Source organism: Saccharopolyspora sp. NPDC050642, assembly GCF_040654735.1.
GTDB classification, from domain to species: Bacteria; Actinomycetota; Actinomycetes; order Mycobacteriales; family Pseudonocardiaceae; genus Saccharopolyspora; species Saccharopolyspora elongata.
This window is the reverse complement of sequence record NZ_JBFAIN010000027.1, coordinates 104,726-111,365: the sequence shown is the minus strand read 5'-3', so window position 1 is coordinate 111,365 and position 6,640 is coordinate 104,726. Positions and strand designations below refer to the sequence as shown.

The 6,640-nt window shown below is 64.6% G+C and carries 6 protein-coding genes and 2 pseudogenes; 3 read left to right on the top strand and 5 right to left on the bottom strand.

The window, feature by feature from the left end:
* Positions 1–136 precede the first annotated feature (136 nt).
* Positions 137–448: a hypothetical protein gene (locus AB0H93_RS31420; RefSeq protein ID WP_358577384.1), complete on the bottom strand. Its 312-nt coding sequence runs from the start codon at positions 446–448 to the stop codon at positions 137–139.
* Positions 449–1,297: 849 nt separating this feature from the next.
* Between AB0H93_RS31420 and AB0H93_RS31415 the strand changes: the two are divergent.
* Positions 1,298–1,581: pseudogene (locus tag AB0H93_RS31415) on the top strand (hypothetical protein); the annotation flags it as partial.
* Between the two features lie 610 nt (positions 1,582–2,191).
* Here AB0H93_RS31415 and AB0H93_RS31410 read toward each other — a convergent pair.
* Positions 2,192–2,581: a hypothetical protein gene (locus AB0H93_RS31410; RefSeq protein ID WP_358577382.1), complete on the bottom strand. Its 390-nt coding sequence runs from the start codon at positions 2,579–2,581 to the stop codon at positions 2,192–2,194.
* 782 nt (positions 2,582–3,363) lie between these two features.
* Here AB0H93_RS31410 and AB0H93_RS31405 point away from each other — a divergent pair.
* Entirely contained in the window at positions 3,364–3,567 is a 204-nt protein-coding gene (locus tag AB0H93_RS31405; protein ID WP_358577380.1) for a cold-shock protein, read from the top strand.
* A 523-nt stretch (positions 3,568–4,090) separates the two neighbouring features.
* Here AB0H93_RS31405 and AB0H93_RS31400 read toward each other — a convergent pair.
* The 3 genes and pseudogenes from AB0H93_RS31400 to AB0H93_RS31390 form a co-directional block, all read right to left on the bottom strand.
* On the bottom strand, positions 4,091–4,471 hold the full coding sequence (locus AB0H93_RS31400) for a hypothetical protein (RefSeq protein ID WP_358577378.1): 381 nt from the start codon (positions 4,469–4,471) through the stop codon (positions 4,091–4,093).
* A complete protein-coding gene (locus AB0H93_RS31395) occupies positions 4,468–5,034 on the bottom strand; it encodes an alpha/beta hydrolase (protein ID WP_358577376.1) in 567 nt (188 codons plus the stop codon). Before AB0H93_RS31395 ends, AB0H93_RS31400 begins: the two co-directional genes overlap by 4 nt.
* Before the next feature lie 65 nt (positions 5,035–5,099).
* Positions 5,100–5,324, bottom strand: a pseudogene (locus tag AB0H93_RS31390) (nitroreductase family protein); the annotation flags it as partial.
* A gap of 411 nt (positions 5,325–5,735) precedes the next feature.
* Between AB0H93_RS31390 and AB0H93_RS31385 the strand changes: the two are divergent.
* Positions 5,736–6,544, top strand: a protein-coding gene (locus AB0H93_RS31385; protein WP_358577374.1) for an IS5 family transposase whose coding sequence is annotated in 2 segments (ribosomal slippage) — positions 5,736–6,075 and positions 6,075–6,544 — 810 coding nt in all. Because the reading frame shifts where the segments join, the coding sequence is not laid out codon by codon here.
* The last annotated feature ends 96 nt before the right edge of the window (positions 6,545–6,640 follow it).

Below are 6,640 nucleotides of genomic sequence, written 5' to 3'. Positions count from 1 at the left end.
CCCGCCGGTGATCCCGCTGGAGTTGGTGAACCCGGCGAGCTCCTGCTTGATCGGCGTCAGGTCTTCCCGACCGGAGTGGATCACGCCGCGCGAGTGGTGGGGATGGATGCGGTGCGCAAAGCCTCCGGGGTGTCGCTCAAGCGCCTCTACCAGCTGTTCCCGCGTAGTCGACGAGCGCTCGCCGCCACCGCGCATCGCGCTGCTTCAGGAACTCCAGCACGAGCGCCTCCTTGGACGGCGAGGACACCTGAGTGGAGATGTTGCCGTTGGCCAGGTTCACTTCGACAGGCCCGACGTCATCGGTCGGGGACGGGCCGTGGTTACCGATGCGCAGATCGACCTTGACATGCCCCACCCTCGACGAGGTCGTGCTGGTCAGGTTCGCCACTGTGGTGACCTGCCAGGTGTAGGCCACACCGTCCTGCAACACCCCGGTGGGACGGTCCACTGTGGTGTGTCCAGGCAGCCGGGCTCGACCACCACACCGGTCTTGGCGTCCGGGCCGGTGGCGACGCGGAAGCAGTACTTCACCGCCTCCCCATCGGCATCCGACACGGCCCCCACCTGCAAGGTCGGTGTTGTGGTCGTCACCGTCGCGTTGACCGCCGGGGCGACCATTGGCGCGGCCGGCGGCCGCCGATCCCACGTGAACGAGCAGTGTCGCGTCGAGGTGTTTGTAGGTCCACACTCCGGCCTGCTCGTGGCCGATGAGCATGAACCACGCGGTCGGGTCTCCCCGCTCCACCAGGTAGCCGATGAACCCGGCCAGGCCCTCCCCGGAGAACTGGCCGGTATCCCCCCACGTAGGTGCTGGCGACGTAGCCGCCCACGCTGTTGAAGTCGAAACCGGGGGCGTGGTAGAGGTCGGTGTTCCACGACTTCACCGACCCGACGTAGCCCGGCACCTTCCAGACATCCAGGCGCGAACCGACCACCGTCTTACCGAACAACGGCGAATAGTCCACATTGAACACACTGCGGTTGTACGTAGCACCCGCCGCCTGGGCTGTTGCCTACCCGCAGCCCGCGGTTCGCGCACTCATCCCCATCCGAGCGGTAAGCGCACGAGTCGACGCCACCGAACGACATCGTCGGATCCACGAAGACCGGATACTGCCGCTGCGGCGCTTGTAGCCACTTCTCATCGATCGCGACGGTGAGGATCCACTGTGGTCCGTCCTGGCTCAGCTCGTAGCGGCCACCGGTCATCGCAGGCGCCTTGTCGCCGCTACCAGAGGAATCCCATGCCTCGATCGGCGGCAGGACCACCTTCACCACACCGGCCGCATCCTGCGTCTACCCCACCACCGACGAACTGGGCACGCCCGACGGTATTGGTCGCTACAACCACTTCACCCGCAACACCTCCATCTACTGGACACCCACCACCGACGCCCACCTCATCTACAGAGCCATCCGGGAGCACTGGAGCGCCCTCGGCTGGGAAACATCCTGGCTGGGCTACCCCACCAGCAACGAATACCCGGTCCCGCCGGACGCCGAACCGACTTCCAAGGCGGCTACATCGAAGGGAGCCACCACCGGAGTCACCACCGCATACCGTCACCAGTGAAGTCGTAGGTCATGTCCCGCAGGGCGTTGACCGCGGACGGGCGGTACGCGCCCACAGCCAACCCGCTGAGCATCAACTCGAGCGTCGAACCACGAAGCCGTGGGGTTCGGCAACTCCGAGGTCGCGACGAGAAAGCGACGAGCTGAGTCACGGGTTGCCGAACAACCACATGACAACTAGCGGAAGTAGTACCGGCAGCGAGATCGCCCACAACACCAGCCCGGCAAAACGCAACCGATCCACCAATGACACCGCGCTGTACCCACCCCCGACAGCCATGGCCGTGCTGCCCCTTCCACTTCCGAACACATGATCTTGCTAAGCCATCGCAGACCACGCCACCGGCGTTACGCTCGCCGGGCGCCCCCGGTAATGATCACCCACAAGGGGCTAAAGAAGAAGCACATGAGCACCGAAACCGGTCTGACTCGACCAGGTTGCTCGGCCCGAGCCATTCATCGCGACTGATGCCGCGGTGCCAGAAGCCACCGAGGTGCTGCGGCCGAGGGGCCATCAAGCGGAGCTCCCGCAGACGCCAGCGTCGGAACCGCCGCGGTCGGTATCAGGGACGCTCTGAATAGCTGGACCATCAGACCGCCCAATCAGGCTTGACTGCTGTCAAGCCGATCGCAGGTACTTCCCGGATGGGTTCTGCGGGATTTGCGCGTTGGCACCTCGCAGCAGGCTCAGCAGAGGATTCGCGATGTCCGACAGCAGGCAAGTCAGCGACGAATGTTCTTCTGTGTCGAGCCGGTGCCGCCTTGCTCGGTGCCGATTGATGGCGCTGACCTCGCCGAGGAATGGCTGTGGGTCCGGCGAACGGTGTTGAGGCAGTTGGCGTGCGGCACCACGCCCGCGCCGGCTGAGATGGGCCAGCCGGACTCCGCTGCCGGTGGCACGGATCCGAGGAAGATCCCGCAGGCTGGTGAGCAGGTAGGCGGGAAGGTCAACACCGGCGTCCGCGCCGTGCGCGTGGTACCAAGCGACAGGATCGGTCGTGATCGTCACCGAAAGTGTGATCGTGAGTCTTTCACGCACTGCGTGGCCTTTCGACGCGGAAAACGTGAATGAAGCCCCACCCCGAGCAATCTCCTCAATTCAGCTGTCTGAGATGCTTCAGGGCAGGGCGACAGGGAAACACTATTCCCGGATAGAGCTCAATGCATGCCGAGCGGGACGCCCATTCACCAGGACTACCCAAGCATGGTCGTCCGGCTGCCTTTACTCATCGAGCGCTGCCCCCAAGTCAGCGGCGCAGGACCTGTCCCCTTTGCCATCAACGCGGTCAGGCACGGGCGGCCACGACCTTCATCCCGTACGTGATCTCGCGCGCGCCGAGACGTCCAGTGCTCCCTGAAGATGCCATGGAAGCGATGCGACCGTTGGCACCGTCCCGCAGCGCTCGGAGGGCGGACGTCGCCGTTTTCCCGCCGTCAGCTGCGGCGGGCCAGAGCGTGCCTGACAACGGGTCGACTAGGGCACCCCGGGCGCCGCTGCGTGTCGGATCACCAGACTCGAAGACCCACTCGCCGAACACGCCAAGCCGGGCCCTGAGCCGCACAGCTGGCGATCGTCGCAGCGTCTGGGTTGACGGCGGCCGAGTGGCGTGTAGAGTCGGTGGTGGCCGTTGTTTCTGGGTTCGTGTTTTTGTGCATGCTCGCAGGATGTTGATGCGGGCGAGCTTCTTTCTTTGGTCGCAGCTGGAGTTAGCCGCCGTCTGAGATCCCCCGGCCCGGGCCTCCGCACGATGTGGTCGCCCGTCATACCCCAGCTCCCAGGAGGAGACACGCATGACCAACGGAACCGTGAAGTGGTTCAACTCGGAAAAGGGCTTCGGCTTCATCGCTCCGAACGAGGGCGGGCCGGACGTGTTCGTGCACTACTCGGCGATTGATGCCGGCGGGTTCCGGAGCCTGGAGGAGGACCAGCAGGTGACCTACGAGGTCAGCCAGGGTCCCAAGGGCCCGCAGGCCGACCTCGTGCGCGTGGTCTGACAACCCTCTCTGTTCTCCGGTGGCTCCTCACCCACTCGGGTGGGGAGCCACCGGACTTTCGGCGAGCGCACCACCCCGCCTCGTCGCCCTCCGCACACTGCCCGCATCGATCCGCATTGCCGCCACCAGGCGGTGGACTGGATCGGCCACGGGACAGGAAGGAATGCCATCACCACATCAACACCACTGCACCACCCACGCCGACGGCGCCGCGATCTGCCGGTCACCGACCGGGTCTCCCACCCGGAACCGGCCTTCGGCGGGTGCACCCGTGGCCCGAGCGCGGTGAGTCCGGTCCAATTCGCCGAACCCGAACACTCCCGGGCCATCCCCGAGCAGCATCACCCAATCGCTGACCACAGCGATGCCGGGATGCGCCGATTGCGAACGCCGTTCGACCCCGACCCGGCCTAGAGATCGCGACACTGCCGCAGTTCCAGGTGAGCCGCTGTACTCTGCGGCTCCGCCCAGAACCTCGCCTCATTCTGAAAGAATGACTAACGCAAAGGAAATAGCGAAAGCACTAGGTTGGCAACGAATCCAGGAACGACAGCATCGCTTCGTTTACCTCGTCAGGACGTTCCGCCTGAACCCAGTGCCCCGCACCATCGAGGAAGGTGGCTCGGCCCATGGCTTCTGCTGCGGTACGGAATCCCGGAAACTGCAGTACGGTGTCCAAGGCCCCACCGACGTAGGCAGCCGGCACGGGCAACGCCATATCGTGCCACGCGGCGGTGAGCTCCCAGTTGCGTTGGAACACTCGGTAACCGTGCAGTCCACCGCGAAACCCGGTGCGCGAGTACGCAGTCGAATAGACATCGAGATCGGCCTCGGAGAGGAAGTGCATGGGGCCGTCCGGCGCGGGCAGTTCGTCGACAAGAGTGCTCCCCTCTGGCACCGTCATGGTGAACGGAGCATGTGCGTTCTGGCCGGAGTTGCGTAGATGAGGCGGCGCAGGCTTTCGGTGATGTCGCGTTCCAGATCCTGTTCGGCAACGCCGGGCTTCTGAAAGTAATGCATGTAGAAGCCGTCCGGTACCGCGCTGTCGAACGCATCGAGAACGCTCAGCGGTCCACGCGGAACATAAGGCACGGAGAGCCCCATGACGCCGCGCACCCGATCCGGCCGCATCAGGGCGGCGTGGTAGACCGTCGACGTGCCGGCATCGTGCCCGACCAGCGCGGCCCGGTCGATGCTCAGAAGGTCCATCAAGCCGATGACATCGCCGACCGTTTGGCATACGTCGTAGTCCTCGATCTTGATGGGTGCGTCGGATTCGCCGTGGCCACGCATGTCGAGTGCAATGGCGCGATAGCCCGCCTGCGCCAAGGCGTGGAGCTGATGGCGCCAGCTGTACCAGAGTTCGGGAAAGCCGTGGCACAGAACGACTGCGGGTCCTGCACCTGCCTCGACGTAGTGCAGCTTTATCCGGTTGACGCTGACACGGTGATGCCGCAGGTCAGTCATTGATCTTCACCTCGTAGCGGTTTCGATGCCGCGGGACTAGCGTCGTCTGCGCGGCGAGAAGGATCTCAGGCCCAGCGGACGATGTCGGCGGAGTCAAGGCGGGGCAGGCGATCGAACCACGGGTTTTCGCCGGGATGGCCGATGTTCACCACGAGGATCGATCGCCACTGCTCCTCGGAGAAGAACTCGGCATCAACACCGGCAGCGTCGAACCCGCCCATGGGCCCTGCCGCGAGACCGAGGGCGCGCACAGCGACGATGAAGTACCCGGCTTGCAGCGTCAGCAAACTCGCAGATCTGATCCAAAGGGGCTACCACGCCGGCGTCTTCAACGCACCCGAACCGAAACTCGCGGCGTGGAGAATCCTGGTCGTCATGGACGGAACCCTCATCCAACGCTCCGTACGCACTGCCCAGTTCCCAGGCCAAAGCGTCGAAGGCATCCTCACTTCCGCGATGGAAAACGAACTAGGAGTCTCACTTTCCTAGCGCCACGTCTATGCACCTTGGTCCGATCTGGACCATTAATGAGCGAAGAGCAGCGCAACCAACAGCTTCGCAGCCATTTGTGCCACTGGGTGTGCTGGTGATCTCGACGGCCCGGCGGGAGTGATTTGCTCCGTTCACGGGCTTACAACTCGTTTCAGAATGATCGGTGTGTCTGATGTCTGTGGTTGATCAGCATTCGGCATGTTGTTCGGGTGATCGAGGAGTTGGTGCCAGAGGGCTCGTGGGAGCGCGTGAAACCGTTGCTGCTACCACGTCCGCCACGTCGCCGTCGGCATCCGGGGCGGTTGCCGGCCGACGATCGAGCGGCGCTGGCCGGAATCGTGTTCGTGCTCAAGACCGGGATCACGTGGCGGGAGTTGCCGCGCGAGGTCGCCGGGTGCTCCGGGGTGACCTGTTGGCGGAGGTTGCGGGACTGGACCGAGGCCGGGGCTTTCCAAACGGTGCACGAGTTGCTTCTGGACCAGCTGCGGGCCCTGGATCGGCTCGATCTGGATACCGCGGTGGTGGATGGTTCGCATGTGCGGGCGCTGAAAGGGGGGCGGCGACGGGCCCCTCGCCCGTCGATCGGGTTCGTCCCGGCTCGAAACACCATGTGATCACCGAAGGCGGCGGCATACCGCTGGCGGTCACGCTGACTGGCGGAAACCGTCATGACAGCACCCTGCTGATCCCGCTTGTCGAAGCCCTGCCCACGATCCGAGGCAAACGCGGTCGACCCTGGCAGCGGCCGCGCTGGCTCTACGGAGATCGCGGCTACGACTACGACCACCACCGAAAATCCTTGCGGGAACGGGGAATCGTCCAGCGTATCGTCCGCAAGAACACCGATCACGGATCCGGCCTCGGCTCCGTCCGGTGGGTCGTGGAGCGCGCTTTCGCCTGGCTGCACCAGTTCAAACGACTCCGCACCCGCCACGAACGACGAGCCGACATCCATCTCGGGCTCCTCCAACTCGGATGCGTCTTGATCTGCTACCGCCAACTCACAACATCATTCTGAAACGAGCTCTTACTCCACCCCGTGCCGCACTCCGCCGAAGCCAGAAATTCGCGTCCAAAGACACCCAGGTCTTCTGGCCAGGCGAGTCGGGGGCGG

Coding starts and splice junctions, on each gene's coding strand:
- AB0H93_RS31395 (WP_358577376.1), bottom strand. CDS start 5,034: ATGACTGACCTGCGGCATCACCGTGTCAGCGTCAACCGGATAAAGCTG.
- AB0H93_RS31405 (WP_358577380.1), top strand. CDS start 3,364: ATGACCAACGGAACCGTGAAGTGGTTCAACTCGGAAAAGGGCTTCGGC.
- AB0H93_RS31400 (WP_358577378.1), bottom strand. CDS start 4,471: ATGACGGTGCCAGAGGGGAGCACTCTTGTCGACGAACTGCCCGCGCCG.